15 protein-coding genes are annotated in these 15,253 nt (G+C 72.9%); 11 read left to right on the top strand and 4 right to left on the bottom strand.

Annotated features, from left to right (window positions below; genetic code table 11):
- Window positions 1-68 precede the first annotated feature (68 nt).
- Both ACFW2G_RS26645 and ACFW2G_RS26640 read right to left on the bottom strand, forming a co-directional pair.
- Window positions 69-1,997, bottom strand: a complete 1,929-nt coding sequence (locus ACFW2G_RS26645) for an AAA family ATPase (protein ID WP_384449354.1) — start codon at window positions 1,995-1,997, stop codon at window positions 69-71.
- Window positions 1,998-2,385: 388 nt separating this feature from the next.
- Window positions 2,386-3,021 carry a uridine kinase gene (locus ACFW2G_RS26640; RefSeq protein WP_384582634.1) on the bottom strand — a complete coding sequence of 212 codons (636 nt, stop codon included), beginning with the start codon at window positions 3,019-3,021 and terminating at the stop codon, window positions 2,386-2,388.
- 109 nt (window positions 3,022-3,130) lie between these two features.
- Between ACFW2G_RS26640 and ACFW2G_RS26635 the strand changes: the two genes are divergently transcribed.
- From ACFW2G_RS26635 to ACFW2G_RS26615, 5 genes are all read left to right on the top strand, one after another.
- Complete coding sequence (locus ACFW2G_RS26635) at window positions 3,131-4,498, top strand: peptidase C39 family protein (RefSeq protein ID WP_384582631.1); 1,368 nt, start codon at window positions 3,131-3,133, stop codon at window positions 4,496-4,498.
- 139 nt (window positions 4,499-4,637) lie between these two features.
- Window positions 4,638-5,069: an SPW repeat protein gene (locus tag ACFW2G_RS26630; protein WP_037926294.1), complete on the top strand. Its 432-nt coding sequence runs from the start codon at window positions 4,638-4,640 to the stop codon at window positions 5,067-5,069.
- A gap of 153 nt (window positions 5,070-5,222) precedes the next feature.
- Window positions 5,223-5,375: an SCO1431 family membrane protein gene (locus tag ACFW2G_RS26625; protein WP_172671382.1), complete on the top strand. Its 153-nt coding sequence runs from the start codon at window positions 5,223-5,225 to the stop codon at window positions 5,373-5,375.
- A gap of 106 nt (window positions 5,376-5,481) precedes the next feature.
- Entirely contained in the window at window positions 5,482-6,171 is a 690-nt protein-coding gene (locus tag ACFW2G_RS26620) for a TetR/AcrR family transcriptional regulator (RefSeq protein ID WP_384449365.1), read from the top strand.
- A 146-nt stretch (window positions 6,172-6,317) separates the two neighbouring features.
- Window positions 6,318-7,490, top strand: a complete 1,173-nt coding sequence (locus tag ACFW2G_RS26615) for an acyl-CoA dehydrogenase family protein (protein WP_384449368.1) — start codon at window positions 6,318-6,320, stop codon at window positions 7,488-7,490.
- Between the two features lie 21 nt (window positions 7,491-7,511).
- Here ACFW2G_RS26615 and ACFW2G_RS26610 read toward each other — a convergent pair whose 3' ends face one another.
- Entirely contained in the window at window positions 7,512-7,652 is a 141-nt protein-coding gene (locus ACFW2G_RS26610; RefSeq protein ID WP_236647786.1) for a hypothetical protein, read from the bottom strand.
- 492 nt (window positions 7,653-8,144) lie between these two features.
- Here ACFW2G_RS26610 and ACFW2G_RS26605 point away from each other — a divergent pair, with 492 nt between their 5' ends.
- Both ACFW2G_RS26605 and ACFW2G_RS26600 read left to right on the top strand, forming a co-directional pair.
- Complete coding sequence (locus ACFW2G_RS26605) at window positions 8,145-9,278, top strand: hypothetical protein (RefSeq protein WP_384449371.1); 1,134 nt, start codon at window positions 8,145-8,147, stop codon at window positions 9,276-9,278.
- A 71-nt stretch (window positions 9,279-9,349) separates the two neighbouring features.
- Entirely contained in the window at window positions 9,350-10,441 is a 1,092-nt protein-coding gene (locus tag ACFW2G_RS26600; protein WP_384449374.1) for a phosphotransferase family protein, read from the top strand.
- A 31-nt stretch (window positions 10,442-10,472) separates the two neighbouring features.
- Here ACFW2G_RS26600 and ACFW2G_RS26595 read toward each other — a convergent pair whose 3' ends face one another.
- On the bottom strand, window positions 10,473-10,943 hold the full coding sequence (locus tag ACFW2G_RS26595) for a hypothetical protein (protein WP_384449377.1): 471 nt from the start codon (window positions 10,941-10,943) through the stop codon (window positions 10,473-10,475).
- 216 nt (window positions 10,944-11,159) lie between these two features.
- On the opposite strand from ACFW2G_RS26595, the gene ACFW2G_RS26590 reads away from it, so the two are divergent.
- The 4 genes from ACFW2G_RS26590 (at window position 11,160) to fxsA (ending at window position 15,209) form a co-directional block, all read left to right on the top strand.
- Entirely contained in the window at window positions 11,160-11,600 is a 441-nt protein-coding gene (locus ACFW2G_RS26590) for an Lrp/AsnC family transcriptional regulator (protein WP_030162595.1), read from the top strand.
- A 68-nt stretch (window positions 11,601-11,668) separates the two neighbouring features.
- Window positions 11,669-13,297 carry an amidohydrolase gene (locus ACFW2G_RS26585; RefSeq protein ID WP_384582628.1) on the top strand — a complete coding sequence of 543 codons (1,629 nt, stop codon included), beginning with the start codon at window positions 11,669-11,671 and terminating at the stop codon, window positions 13,295-13,297.
- A gap of 353 nt (window positions 13,298-13,650) precedes the next feature.
- On the top strand, window positions 13,651-14,436 hold the full coding sequence (locus ACFW2G_RS26580) for a polyprenol monophosphomannose synthase (protein WP_037926318.1): 786 nt from the start codon (window positions 13,651-13,653) through the stop codon (window positions 14,434-14,436).
- A 179-nt stretch (window positions 14,437-14,615) separates the two neighbouring features.
- The gene (gene fxsA, locus ACFW2G_RS26575) at window positions 14,616-15,209 is read left to right on the top strand and encodes an FxsA family membrane protein (protein ID WP_384449381.1); all 594 of its coding nucleotides are present in this window, start codon (window positions 14,616-14,618) and stop codon (window positions 15,207-15,209) included.
- The last annotated feature ends 44 nt before the right edge of the window (window positions 15,210-15,253 follow it).

Raw genomic sequence — 15,253 nt, 5'->3', positions numbered from 1 at the left:
CAAGGACAGCCCCGGCCGTCCGGGGCCGGAGGGACCGCGGCACACCGTCCTTCCGGCCCCGCCGGACGTCACAGCGGCGGCTCCTGGCGCTCCTGGGGCCCGCGGCCCGACAGGACCTCTCCATACGCCTGCATCAGATCCGGCAGCCGCAGGGTGGCCAGGTCGTCCCGCGACGGCTCGCCCGCGAAGCCCGCCAGCCGCAGGTCCCGGTAGGCGCAGCTCTTCTCGTACAGGGTGCGCAGGAAGCGGCCGTTGCCCAGCTCGTCGATCCATCCCTGCTCCACCACGTGCCCGCTGATGCTGCGCAGCTCCTCCAAGGCCTCCTCGTCCCAGTGGTCCCCGTTGGCGTCGGCCAGTACGCCGCCGATGGCGGTCAGCTCCGGCGGCCGGTAGCTGGGGAAGTCCACCCGCGTGGTGAACCGCGAGGACAGCCCCGGATTCGCCGCCAGCAGCCGGTCCATCCCGGCCGGATAGCCGGCCAGGATCACCACCAGGTGGTCCCGGTTGTCCTCGGCCCGCTTCAGGAGCACCTGCAGGGCCTCGTCGCCGTACGCGTCGCCCTTGCTGTAAGCGGTGTTCGACAGCGAGTACGCCTCGTCGACGAACAACACACCGCCGATCGCCGAGTCGATCAGCTCGTTGGCCTTCACCGCGGTCTGCCCCAGGAACTCGCCGACCAGATCGGCCCGTTGGGCCTCCACCAGGTGGTCCCCGCCGAGCAGCCCGAGCGCGTAGAAGACCCGTCCGAGGATCCGCGCCACGGTGGTCTTGCCGGTACCCGAGGGGCCGGAGAACACGAAGTGTCGTTTCGGAGGCTGCACCGGCAGCCCCTGACCCGCCCTCAGCCGTGCCATGTGCAGCTGCGCGGAGAGCGCCTTCACCTGCCGTTTGACCGGTTCCAGGCCCACCATCCGCTCCAGCTCCGCCAGCGCTTCGGCCAGCGCCGCCGGGTCCGACGGCCCGGTCGGCAACCCCTCCGCCGAAGCCTGCGGCGGGACGGCCGCCTTGCGCCGCACGCCCTCCATCCGGCCGGGCGGGGGAGGCGGCGGAGCCAGCGGGTCGAGCCCCGCCGGGCCGTCCGCGGCGATGTCCTGGACGGGCCCGCCGCCGGGCGAACCGCCCAGGGCGACCGCCGCGAAGTCCCCGCCGGCCGGGGACGGGCCGTGCCCCGCATAGCCGCCGTACCCCGAGTACCCGGCCAGACCCGCCAGATCGGCCATGCCGTCGGTGTCGTCACCGTCCTCGATGGCCGTCAGCCTGGCCGCGGTGTCCATGAAGGAGGGATCCACCCGGTGCACCGCCCGGTACAGAGGCAGCGCCGCCGCACTGCGCCCGGTGCCCTCGTGCGCCCGCGCCAGCCAGTACCGCAGCTCCTTGCGCTGCGGCTGCTCGCTCCGGCAGCGCATCAGCGCCGCCGACAGCAGTGGCTCCGCCTGCCCGTACATCTCCAGCCGGACCCGTGCCATACCGCCGAAGAGTCCCGCCTCGATCCCCAGCAGCGGATCGTTCACCAGCGGCTCGGTGTGCCGGACCAACTGCTCCCAGTCCTTGACCAGGTAGGCCCGGCAGGCGTGCAGGAACCGTACCTGCGCGTCGGTGTCGACGGGCGGCAACGCGGCGAGGGCCTGGTCCAGCTCCGGCACGTGGCGGCCGTCCAGCCAGTGCGAGGCGTGGGCGAGGAGCAGGTCCCGCCGGTTCTCCAGCACTGGCTGCACCCACCAGCCCAGCCAGTACCAGGAGTTCAGGGTTCTGCGGTGCCGGGTGCGCTGCTCGCCGAAGCGGTCCCGGTGCGCGTACATGCGCAATAACGCGTTGCCCGTGTCGACCCGGAGCGCGTGCAGGCCCAGCCACGCGTCGGCCATTGAGGGGTCGAGCCGCACCGCCGTCCGGAACTCCTCCTCGGCCTGCGGGTAGGCGCCCATGGTGCAGGCGTCGACCCCCCGCAACCAGGCGAGTTCGGCCGGGGCGTGCATGCTGCCCGGCGTGCCGAAATCCATCACGTCCCCCACAAGCCTGCCCCGTGGTGCGCCGCAACCCCCGCTTCGAGCGCGCGAGTTGTACCGGTACCCCGCCTGGCGTCGCTGGAATCAGGGCTGCATCGTACCTGCGCTTTCACACCTTACGTAGGGTGCGGCGGGACCGGTTCGGTCCAGAGCCCAGGGCCTGTGCGGTAACACAGAGTGAACGTTCGGGGGGTGGGTGCCGTGCGCGGGACCCCCGTCGAGGGGGGCCGCGGGCAGAACGAAGCCCCCGATCACGGGGGAACAACCGGGGGCTTCGTGTGCGCGGCGGCCGGTAGGGCCCCGCATGGAGAACGTAAGGCCGCTGCGGGCCCCAGGTCAAGCGGGTCGGCGCAGGCCCGGAGAGGCGGACTTCCGAGGCCGTTCAGGCCCGGGGGAGTCCGTCACCTTCAGTGACGGAAGCGGCGTTTCCCGCCGTCGCTCCGGTCCCGCAAGACCACTCGTATCCCGTACCACTCTGGCGTACCAAGGTCTGGGCGAAGGGGCGCGAAGGATCACTGGAGAAGTGCGCGCGCTCCGCGCGCTCCCACCCGTCCCAGAAGTCGGACAGTTCACGCCCGTCCCGGGCGCGGCCCCGCAGCCACGACTGCGCGCGCGGGGTCTCCATCCACAGCAGCCGTGCCAGGTGCGGGCGCAGCGCCCGCCGCCCGGCCCCGACCCCCTCCATCAGGAGCACCGGCGCCGGCTCCAGCACCCGTTCCGGTCCGAGGCGGCGCTCCGCCCAGTCGTACGGGGCCCAGTGGGCCGGCCGGCCGGCGGCGAGGGGCTCCAGCACCCGGGAGCGCAGCCGCTCCTCCCAACCGAAGAGCTCCTCGTGGCTCGCCACGTCGTCCAGGTGCAGCACGGGGGCCCCGCCCAGGGCTGCGGCGAGCCGCCCCGCGAAGGTGCTCTTCCCGGACCCGGCGTGCCCGTCGATCCCGATCAGGCGCACCGGGCCGAGGGAACGCGGCAGGTCGGCGAGCTCCCTCGCGAGTGACTCGAGTGACTGGTGCGGTTCCACCCGACCAGCGTAGACAAGCCCGACACGAGCTGTGGCTTGGGCCTCGGGCCGCCGGGAACCTGGAAGGGTGACACCACCCAAGCGCCGACCCACCCCGGGGGACCACGCGATGACCGCACCCACGCCACGCAGGGCCGTACTCGTCGCCGCGCTGGCGGTCGCCACCGCTGCCACCGCCGCCGCCGTGCCCGGGGGCGGTGCCCCGGCGGTCGCCGCACCCGCCCCGCGCGCCGAGGGCCGCACCGTCGACAACCGCTTCTGGTACTCCTACGGCCACTGGCGGGCGGGCACCCACCGGGGCACCGCGGCCTTCACCGGCACCCGCCCCGGTCTGGAGATCCGGACCGCCGTCGGCCGCACCGAGTACGCGGACCCGCACACCGGACGCCGGAGCACCTGGGAGTACGCCACCTGGACCTCCCCGGTGCACACCTCCACGGTTCCCGCCACCGAGGCCGTCGCTTCCTGGAACGCCCGCACCCCCGCCGGCACCTGGATCCAGGTCGAGCTGCGCGCCACCTACACCGACGGTGCCACCGGCCCCTGGTACGTGATGGGCCGCTGGGCCTCCGGCGACGCGGACATCCGGCGCACCTCGGTGGACGGCCAGACCGACGGCCGGTCCACCGTCTGGACCGACACCCTGGCCGTCGACGCCCCGGCCGCGGCCGGGGGCCTGCGCATCGCCGGCTGGCAGCTGCGCCTGACCCTCCACCGCCGGCCCGGCGCCGCCGAGGGCCCGACGGTGTGGCTGGCCGGCGCGATGGTCTCCGCCGTCCCCGACCGGTTCACCGTCCCGGCCTCCCACCCCTCCGGAACCGCCCATGAGCTGAACGTGCCGCGCTATTCGCAGCAGACCCACACCGGCCGCTATCCCGAGTACGACAACGGCGGCGAGGCCTGGTGCAGCCCCACCTCCTCCCAGATGGTCATCGAGTACTTCGGCCGCAGGGCCGATCCCGCCGCCCTGGCCTGGGTGAACCCCGCCTACTCGGACCCGCAGGTTTGTCACGCCGCCCGTTCCACCTACGACGCCGCTTACCGGGGCTGCGGGAACTGGTCCTTCAACGCCGCCTACGCCGCCACCTACAGCGGCCTCGCCGGGGTCGTGACCCGCCTCGGCTCGCTGGCCGACCTGGAGACCGTGGTGCGGGCCGGAATCCCCGCCATCACCTCTACGTCCTTCCGCGCGGACGAGCTCACCGGCGCCGGCTACGGGACGGCCGGCCACCTGATGACCGTCATCGGATTCACGGCGGTCGGGGACGTGATCGCCAACGATCCCCATGCTCCCGACAACCCGTCCGTCCGCCGGGTCTACCGACGCGCCGAGTGGGAGAAGGTCTGGCTGCGCACCAAGCGCACGACCGCCGGGGGCAAGACCGCCTCCGGAAGCGGCGGGGTCTGCTACCTCTACGCCCCCGCGCTGCCGTCCCCGGCGCAGGTCCTGGCCCTGCGGGCGGTCGGCGTGCTGTGACGGCGGTACGGCGGTGGGGGAGCAGGGGAGCAGGGGAGCGGGGGAGAACGCTGAAATTACCCGTTGACCAGGCAGCCCCTACAAGCGGAACATAATGGAGTAAATGGCATATAAAGGCTTCTCGTAGGAGGCGGCCGCCATGACCACCCATCCCAGCATCGAGCACCACCCCGACCTCGCCGAGATGCGCACCCGGTTCGAGCGGGTGACCAGCACCCCCCGCGCGCAGGCCGTCGAGGCACTGGCCCTGATCACGGGCCTGTACCTGGCCGCCTCGCCGTGGATCGCGGGATTCGGCATCCTGATCCCGCTGGCGATCAACAACCTGATCGTCGGCCTCGCGTTCTGCCTGTGCATGGGCGGCCTGGGATCCGCCTACGAGCGCACCCATGCGATGGCGTGGACGGCGGTCGTTCTCGGCGCCTGGACGATCATCGCCCCGTGGGCCATCGCCGGTGAGATGGACACGACGCGCACGGTGGTCAACAACGTGATCACCGGAGCCGTCGCCCTCTGCCTCGGCCTCGCGATGGCGGCCATGGCCGGCCGCAGCCGGGACACCAGGGTCTAACCGGCCCCGGCCCCGGCGCCGTGCACAACCGCATGCCGGGCCCCGACCGCACCGCGTACCAGGCGGAGCGGCCGGGGCCCGGCAGTGTGACGTGCGCCACCAGTGACCCTCGCCTCTACCGCGAAAGCCGCGAATGCTGGCACATTGGACGCCATGACCGCAGACGCCGCCGCCCCGACCGCACCCGCCGGGAACCCCGCTCGTACCGGGGGCCCCGAGGAGCACTCCAACTGGCTTGAGCACGCCCTCGGCTGGACCCTCGTGGTCCTCGTGGCCATGTTCGTCACCCAGGTCGGCTGGCTCTGACGGCACCGCCCCGGTGCGGCGGGGCCGGTACGCCGGCCGCATGCTCCCGTCGCGCGGGTCTGCCATACTTCGGCCGTCCTGTGGCAGTGCGAGGCTGGGGCCGAACGTGAACGACAGTCAGCAGCATGGCAAGACCAGGCGTTCGCGGGCACGCAGAGCCGAACTCATATCCATCGGGCGCAAGTTGTTCGCCGACACCGCCTACGACGCGCTCTGCATGGACGACATTGCCAGGCAGGCGGGCGTCGCCAAGGGCCTGATCTACTACTACTTCAAGAGCAAGCGCGGCTACTACCTCGCCATCGTCGAGGACTCCGTGGCCGGTCTCGTGGCCCGCGCCCGCGGCGACACCGACCTCCCGAACGCGGAACGGCTCCGCCGCACCGTCGACGGGTACCTCCAGTACGCCGAACACCACCCCGCCGCCTACCGCACCATCGCCACCGGGGGCGTCGGCTGCGACGCCGAGGTGCTCGCCGTCCGCGACGCCGTCCGCGAGGAACTGGTCGCCACCATCGCCGAAGGCGCCTACGGACACCGCACCCTCCCGCCCATCGCCCGGCTCGCCCTCGTGGGCTGGCTCTCCGCCGTCGAAGGGACCACCCTGGAATGGATCGGCGGGCCGAGCGCCCCGGACCGGCCCGGGCGCGCCCGGCTCGGAGCCCTGCTGGCACGCCAGCTCCGCGCGACATTGGCGGTGATCGAGGAGTTCGCCCCGGAGTGTCCGGCACCTCCCCCCGAGGAAGAGACGTTCGAAAACGTCGGTGATCTTGCACCGGTGACGGGAAGCCCCTGATCGGGCATACTCAAGCCGCCGCAGCCGCTGAACAGCCTCTTCCGTGATCCGGGAGGGCAGCATCGGCTGCACAGAGCCCGAGACCCGGCGGCGCGTCCCACACCTCGCGCGTCGCCGCCGTGCCCGAGATGGAGGAGAGCGCCGCCATGACCGACCGCGCCCCGCAGCCGGTGGACCGACAGCTGCCCACCGAGGAGTCCCGCGACCTCCTCGCCCTCGTACGCGAGATCGCCCAGCGCGAGATCCGCCCCCGGGCCGCCGAGGAGGAGGATTCCGGACGGTTCCCCCGAGAGGTCTTCACGCTGCTCTCCGAGGCCGGCCTGCTCGGCCTCCCGTACCCCGGCGAGTACGGCGGCGGCGAGCAGCCGTATGAGGTCTACCTCCAGGTCCTGGAAGAGCTCGCAGCGGCCCGCCTGACCGTCGGCCTCGGCGTCAGCGTCCACTCCTTGGCCTGCCACGGCCTCGGCGGCTACGGCACCAAGGAACAGCAGGCCGCGCACCTGCCCGCGATGCTCGGTGGCGGCCTCCTGGGCGCCTACTGCCTCTCCGAGCCGGCCGCCGGCTCGGACGCCGCCTCCCTCGCTACCAAGGCGGTCCGCGACGGCGACGACTGGATCATCACCGGCACCAAGGCCTGGATCACCCACGGCGGGGTCGCCGACTTCTACACCGTCCTCGCCCGCACCGGCGTCGAGGGGCCCAAGGGCATCACCGCCTTCCTCGTTCCCGGGGACGCGGCCGGACTGACCGCAGCCGTGCCCGAGAAGAAGATGGGCATGAAGGGCTCTCCCACTGCCCAGCTGCACTTCGACGGCGTGCGCGTACCGGACTCCCGCCGCATCGGCGAGGAGGGGCAGGGCTTCTCCATCGCCCTGGCCGCGCTCGACGCGGGCCGCCTGGGCATCGCGGCCTGCGCCATCGGCGTCGCCCAGGCGGCACTGGACGAGGCGCTCACGTACGCGCTGGACCGCAAGCAGTTCGGCCACCCCATCGCGGACTTCCAGGGGCTGCGGTTCATGCTGGCCGACATGGCCACCAAGATCGAGGCCGGCCGGGCGCTCTACCTCGCCGCGGCGCGCCTGCGGGACGCCGGCAAGCCGTTCTCCCGGCAGGCAGCCATGGCCAAGCTCTTCTGCACCGACGCTGCGATGGCCGTCACCACCGACGCGGTGCAGGTCCTCGGCGGCTACGGCTACACCGCGGACTTCCCCGTCGAGCGCCTGATGCGCGAGGCGAAGGTGCTCCAGATCGTGGAGGGCACCAACCAGATCCAGCGCATGGTCATCGCACGTCACCTGGCGGGGCCCGAAACGCGCTGACGAGGTTCGTGGCCGGACGGGTCAGTACAGCCCGCTGCCGGCCGAGGGCCAGACCGGGGACGACGTGAGCCGGGACCACTCCGGGTCCCGCCGGCCGGGCAGGGTGCGGCCGGCGTCGGCCCACCGGGCCAGCAGGTCCCGGTAGATCGGCGGATCGGGCACCTGCTGCTCACGTTGAGGCTCCCGGGGCAGCGGGCGCTGAACCGGTTCTTCGAAACCCGACGAGATCGAACGGCGCCTTCGGCCCGTTGCAGACTGAAGCGTGCTCATGCACGGCCAACGCGGGACGGAAGCCACGGGTAATCGCCCCTGGCGTGCGCGGATCCGTTCGAGGAGTCCCCGGGAGCACGCTGGAGGCGGGGCCGGGCGGGCCGGAAAGCCGGCGGCGGCTCGGCGGCGCGTCGGGGCAGTGGGTGGGTGCGGTGGTTCGTCGGGGCGGTGGATCCCGCCCCGGAACCACCCGCCCGCCCGGTGGGTTTCCGCCCCCGTGGGCCCCGTGGGCCCCCGCTCCTCTCTCCTCCCGGTGGGCCGAAGCCCTGCCACTTCGTGTCCGGCTGTCAGAGCGTGCCAGAAGTCTGGTACCGCAGCATGTTTCTGACGTACCGTCATGTCTGCCTGTGCTGCCCTCGCCCTCGCCTGCCCCGGAGGTCCGTCATGCCCGCAGACCGGCCCGTCGCACTCGACGAGTACCCCATCCACCAGGCCCCCCTGTCGATGAAGCACCTCGTCAGCGGCGACCGGAACGCCTACGACCGGTGCATCTTCCACGTCTTCGACCACGCCGGCCGTGCCGTCCTGATCCTCGGCCTCGGCGTCTATCCCAACGCCGGGGTCATCGACGCCTACGCCACCCTCCGCCTCGGTGACGAGTTGCTGGCGGTCCGGGCCTCCGACGCCCTCACCGACGACCGCATGAACCTCTCGGTGGGCCCCTTGTCCATCACCGTCGACGTGCCGCTCAAGCGGCTCACCCTGCGCTGCGCCCCTGATTCCGGCGACCCGCACGGGCTCTCGTACGACATCACCTGGACCGCTGAGTTCCCCGCGGTCTGGGAACCGCACCACATCCAGCGGCGTGGCGACCGGCTCATGCTGGAAGGCCGCCGCTTCGTCCAGGCGGGCCGCGTCACCGGAACGATCCGTGCCAAGGGCGAGGAGTTCACGCTCACGGCGGGGGAGTGGACCGGTACCCGGGACCGCAGCTGGGGCGTGCGGCCGATCCCCGGAGAGGAGGGCGGCCGGGCGGCCGAGGAGCACCGGCCCGAGGGCTTCCACTGGCTCTGGATCCCGGTCCGCTTCGCGGACCGCTTCGTCATGGTGATCGCCCAGGAGGACGCCGACGGCCACCGCACCCTGAACGAGGCCGTGCAGGTCTTTCCCGAAGGCAGGGGCCGCCCGGACGTTCAGCTCGGCTGGCCGCACACCGAGATCCGCTACCGCCCTGGCAGCCGGCAGCCCGAGAGCGCCGTCATCCATCTCACCGACCCGTCCCGCAAGCCCCTGGAACTGGGGGTGGAGATACTGAACTCCTCCCCGCTCGCCGTCGGCGCCGGCTATCCGCCCGCCGGTGACTGGCAGCACGGCACCTGGCAGGGGCGCGACTGGAGCGACCGCCGGGTCTACGACCTCTCCCACCCGGCCGCCCACCCCATGGCCGCCTTCGGGGTCACCGACCACTCGGCCCGATTCACGCTCGACGGCCGGACCGGGCACGGCATCTTCGAGCACGGCAGCTTCGGGCGCCACGACCCGAGCGGATTCACCGACCACGCCTCCGTCGCCCCGTAGCTCCCGGCCCCGTCCCCGCAGCCCCCTCACGTCCCCCGCAGATCCAGGTCCGAGCAGGAGAAGGGGTCTCCATGACAACCGCACCACGTCCGCGCACCTCCACCCGGGAGCCCGAGGAACTCGGTCGCCGCCTCGGCGCGTGGCTCGACGGCCGGCTCCCCGGGGCGGAGGTCACCAACGTCTCCGTCCCCGGTTCGAACGGGATGTCCAGCGAGACCCTCCTCTTCGACATAGAGCACCCCGACACCCCGCTGCGTGCGTGCGCGCTGCGGCTCGCCGCCGACCCGGCGGCCTACACCGTCTTCCCGACGTACGACATGGCGCGCCAGCATCGCGTGATGAGTCTGGTCGCCGAGCACACGGACCTGCCCGTCCCCCGCGTGCAGTGGTTGGAGGAGGATCCCGGGCCGCTGGGCGCGCCGTTCTTCGTGATGGCCCGCGCCGAGGGCCGGGTCCCGCCCGACGTCATGCCCTACACCTACGAGGGCAACTGGCTGCACGCGGCGACGGACGCCGAACGGGGCGTGCTCCAGGAGGCGAGCATCTCGCTGCTGGCCCGGCTGCACGACCAGTTCCCGGCCGAGGAGGCCGAGTTCCTGCTGCCCGCAGGTGAGGGCTGTCCCCTGCGCCGGCACGTGGAGGCGCAACGGGCCTACTACGCCTGGGTGGTGGGCGGACTGTCGCCTTCCCCGCTGATCGAGCGGGCCTTTGCACGCCTGGAGGAGCTGTGGCCGGCCGACCCCGGCCCCGCCGTCCTGAACTGGGGCGACGCCCGTATCGGCAACGTCGTCTACGACGGCTTCACACCAGTGGCCGTCCTGGACTGGGAGATGGCGGCGTACGCCCCGCGCGAGGTGGACCTCGGCTGGACGGTGTACCTCCACCGGTTCTTCCAGGACCTCACCGTGAGCTTCGGCCAGTCCGGTCTGCCGGACTTCCTGCGCCGGGAGGACCTGGAGCGCCGCTACGCCGAACTGACCGGCCACACACCGCGGGACATGGAGTTCCACACCCTCTACGCGGCCCTGCGGCACGCCATCGTGATGCTGCGCATCGCCTACCGGCAGGCGCACTTCGGGGAGGTCGAGGTCCCGGCGGACCCGGACGGCCTGATCCTGCACCAGGCGAGCCTGGCCGCCATGGTGCAGGGGACGTACTGGTAGGGGAGGGGCGGGAGTGACGGACGGGCGGGGCTCAGGCCGCCTGCGCGTGCTGCTGACGCGTCTGCGCCTGGGGCTGTGGCAGGAGCGGGCGCACGACGCGGATCGGGCGCGAGCCCGGGCCCCCGACGTGCGAGAAGGGCTGCGTCCGCCAGTCCAGGCCCTGGGGCAGGGCCGACGGGGCGAAGGAGTCGGGTTCCGGTGCCTGCGCCGACTGGGTCACGCCGACCGTCGGCAGGGCTTCGGCGGCGGGCCGGCCGGTGCCTGCGCACACGGTGAGCCCGAAGGGGTTCCACGGGGTCAGGCAGAGCGCGTGCTGCGGCAGGTACTCCTCGTCGGCGACGAGGGCGATCGACTGGCCGCAGTCCGGGCAGGTCGCGTGGCGGATCTCGAACCCCTCGACCTCGTCGAGGTATTCGCCGTCCTCCGGGTACCCGTCGTCCTCGGCATCGAGCGGTTCGACAGGCTCCGGTTCGCTGCGACCGGCGCGCTTGGTGTTCGGCATGGATGTACTCCCCCTTGGGTGGGCCGGGCGGGCAGGTACTTCGGCCTCGGCCACAGCAACCACTTCCCGTCGAGCGTCACGAGTAACCACAACAGACCGGCCTCCACCTGCATACCCCTGTGGCCTTGGTCACATGCCTGGCGCAGATGCCTCCAGTGGGCGGACAGCACTGGGCCTGGAGTGCCTTTGGCCGTAAGTTGAGCGGCTATGAGTGCAATGGAGGAGCTGGACCGCCAGATCGTCGATCTGCTCGTGCGGGACGGGCGGATGAGCTACACGGATCTGGGCAAGGCCACGGGACTGTCCACGTCGGCGGTCCATCAGCGGGTACGCCGACTGGAGCAGCGCGGGGTGATCCGGGGCTACGCGGCTGTGGTCGACCCGGAGGCCGTCGGCCTGCCGCTGACCGCATTCATCTCGGTCAAGCCCTTCGACCCGAGCGCCCCGGACGACATCGCCGACCGGCTGGCCGGCGTTCCCGAGATCGAGGCCTGCCACAGCGTCGCGGGCGACGAGAACTACATCCTGAAGGTGCGCGTCGCCACCCCGTTGGAGTTGGAGGACCTGCTGAGCCGGCTGCGGGCCCTGGCGCACGTCTCGACGCGTACGACGGTGGTCCTCTCCACCCCCTACGAGGCGCGCCCGCCCCGCGTGTGACGCCCGCGGGGTCCTCGTGGGGACCCCGGCGGTCGGAGGCGGCCGGCCGACGCGGGACACTGGTCGGCATGACTGACCGCACCGCCCCCTCCGCCGACGCCGCCGGAGCGCCGACCAGGACCGTCCTCCTCCGCGGGGGCGAAGTACACAGCCCCGCCGACCCCTTCGCCACGGCGATGGTCGTCGAGCGCGGCCACATCGCCTGGGTGGGTTCCGAAGGCGCGGCCGACGCCTTCGCGCAGGGTGTCGACGAGGTCGTCGATCTCGGTGGGGCGCTCGTGACCCCCGCCTTCACCGACGCCCATGTCCACACGACCTCCGCGGGCCTGGCCCTGACCGGGCTGGACCTCACTGGAGCCCGCTCGCTGGCCGCCGCGCTGGACCTGGTAAGCGCGTACGCGGCGAGCCGGCCGGCCGACCGGGTGCTGCTCGGACACGGCTGGGACGCCGCCCGCTGGCCCGAGCGGCGCGCGCCGCGGCGCGCCGAGCTCGACCGGGCCACCGGTGGCCGTCCGCTCTATCTCAGCCGCATCGACGTGCACTCGGCCGTGGTCAGCAAGGCCCTGCTCGACCTGGTTCCGGGAGTGCGCCCCGACGGGGACCTGCCGCTGACCGCCGACGACCACCACGCCGTGCGGCGGGCCGCGCTGGCCGCGGTCACGCCCGCCCAGCGCGCCGAGGCGCAGCGGGCCGCGCTGGACCGGGCCGCCTCCCTCGGGATCGGCTCCGTGCACGAGTGCGGCGGCCCCGACATCTCGTCGGCCGAGGACTTCACCGCTCTGCTGGCCCTTGCGGCGGAGCGGCCCGGGCCGCGCGTGTTCGGGTACTGGGCCGACCGGGACCTGGACCTGGCCAGGGAGCTGGGGGCCGTGGGGGCCGCCGGTGACCTCTTCGTGGACGGCGCCCTCGGTTCGCACACCGCCTGCCTGCACGCCCCGTATGCCGACGCCTCGCACTCGGGGACGGACTACCTGGACGCGGCGGCGGTCGCCGAGCACGTGGCGGCCTGCACCGAGGAGGGGCTCCAGGCGGGCTTCCACGCCATCGGTGATGCGGCGATCACGGCGGTGGTCGAGGGGGTCCGCGCGGCCGCCGAGAAGGTCGGCCTGGGGCGGGTCCGGGCGGCCCGGCACCGGGTCGAGCACGCCGAGATGATGACCCCGGCCACCATCGCCGCCTTCGCGGAGCTGGGACTCACCGCCTCGGTGCAGCCCGCCTTCGATGCGGCGTGGGGTGGCGAGGAGGGTATGTACGCCGACCGGCTCGGGGCCGACCGCGCCCGGACCCTCAACCCGTACGCGGCGATGCTCAGGGCCGGGGTGCCGCTGGCCTTCGGCTCGGACGCGCCGGTGACCCCGCTGGACCCGTGGGGCACCGTCCGGGCGGCCGCCTTCCACCGGACGCCTGAGCACCGGGTCTCGGTGCGGGCCGGCTTCACCGCGCACACCCGGGGCGGCTGGCGGGCCCTGGGCCGCGACGACGCGGGGATCCTCGTGCCCGGCGCTCCGGCCGACTACGCGGTCTGGCGGACGGGCGAGCTGATCGTGCAGGCCCCGGACGACCGGGTCGCCCGCTGGTCCACCGATCCGCGCTCCGGCACCCCCGGACTGCCCGACCTGACGCCCGGTTCCGAACTGCCGGTGTGCCTCGCCACCGTCGTCGGCGGGCGGGAGGTATTCGTACGCCCACAGGGGTGATCCGGTCGGCCTCGGTTCGGTACCGGCGGCCGGACCCGGATAGGTTCGGCCGGGTCCACCACAGGACGTCGTGCCGGACGGATCCGTCTGCTCAGCGCGCCCGCGCCTCGGGGGCGAGGGAAGGTTTCGCCGGGCGGCGGGTGGCCCCAGGTCGGGGTCCGGAGGTCCAGTAGACAACGGTCACGGCGGCCCGCAGCCAGCGGGAGTCTGATCGGCCCGAAGGACCGCGGGCCCCGATCACCCGCCCGGTGCCGCCCGGTGCCCGCACCGTCGGGGCGGGCCGCGGCCGATGTTCTAGAGTCATCCTCTGCGACCAGACGTACAGGACGTGCGCGAGCACAAAAGGGGACTCAGTGAGCGACGGCGGACAGCGGGCCTACGGGCCGCTCGGTACAGCCTTGGTGATTATTCCGACCTACAACGAGGCGGAGAACATCGGGCTGATCGTCGGCCGCGTCCGGGCGGCGGTTCCCGAGGCCCACATCCTGGTCGCCGACGACAACAGCCCCGACGGCACCGGCAAGCTTGCCGACGAGCTCGCCGCCGGTGACGACCACGTGCACGTCCTGCACCGCAAGGGCAAGGAAGGGCTCGGCGCCGCCTACCTCGCGGGTTTCGTCTGGGGTCTGGACGAGGGCTACGGCGTGATCGTCGAGATGGACGCCGACGGTTCCCACCAGCCCGAGGAACTGCCCCGCCTGCTGACGGCATTGGCCGGCGCCGACCTGGTCCTGGGCTCGCGCTGGGTGCCGGGCGGCCGTGTCGTGAACTGGCCCAAGACCCGTGAGTTCCTCTCGCGCGGCGGTTCGACCTACTCCCGGCTGATGCTGGATCTCCCGCTGCGGGACGTCACCGGTGGATACCGGGCCTTCCGCCGGGAGACCCTGGAGGGGCTGGGCCTGGAGGACGTGGCCTCCGCGGGCTACTGCTTCCAGGTGGACCTGGCCCGCAGGGCCGTGCAGAAGGGTTTCCGCGTGGTGGAGGTTCCCATCACGTTCGTCGAGCGCGAGTTCGGCGACAGCAAGATGAACAGGAGCATCGTCGTGGAGGCACTCTGGCGGGTCAGCCAGTGGGGCCTCAAGGCGCAGGCGGCCAAGCTCCTGGGCAAGGGCGGCGGCACGTCGGGCGACAGGTCCTGAGGCGAGGGCGGCGGTCCGTCGGCCGACGGGTCCTGATTCCGGGGAGCCTGTCGACCACGCCGGGTCGCGGGCGCCGTCCCGCGCCGCTCTCCGGTCCGGCCCCGGGGCACGCCCCCTAGGGGGGCCTCCGTACCTCCGGCTGAGGACACTTTTATCCGGCCCCAGGCACACTGGATGCTATGACGACCGGCACTGGATCCCTGCGAACGGGCACCCCGACGGCTCCCCGTCGGCGCTCGCCCGCCCGAACCTTCCTCCCCCTGGCCATCGCCGCCTGGCTGATCCTGGAGATCTGGCTGCTCGGCATGGTCGCCGACGCGGCCGGCGGGCTGGCCGTGGCCGCACTGATCGCCGGCGGACTGGTCCTGGGCGCGGTGGTCATCAAGCGTGCCGGGCGGCGCGCCTTCAAGAACCTGACGGACACCTTCCAGCAGGCCCAGCAGGGGCGGCAGCCCGCCCCGCAGCAGCCCGGCCGGGGCAATGGCCTGACGATGCTGGCGGGCCTGCTCCTCATGCTCCCGGGCCTGCTGTCGGACGTCGCGGGCCTGCTCCTGCTGCTCCCGCCCGTCCGGGCGTGGGCCGGTCGCAGGGCCACGCGTTCTCTGGAGCGGAAGATGGCCGCGGCACCTTCGGGCAGCTTCGGCGATGCCTTCCAGCAGGCCCGCATCCACTACCCGGACGGCAAGATCGTCCAGGGAGAAGTCGTCCGCGAGGACCGGCCGGGGGCGCCGGACGGCCCGGACGCCACCTACCGCCCGCCGCTCACGCCGTAGGCTCGCGATCACGCCGAGGGGCCCCGCCACACACTGTGTGGCGG

Source organism: Streptomyces sp. NPDC058880, assembly GCF_042742535.1.
Taxonomy (GTDB): Bacteria; Actinomycetota; Actinomycetes; order Streptomycetales; family Streptomycetaceae; genus Streptomyces.
The sequence above is the reverse complement of the archived record's forward strand: the minus strand, read 5'-3'. Positions and strand labels throughout refer to the sequence as shown.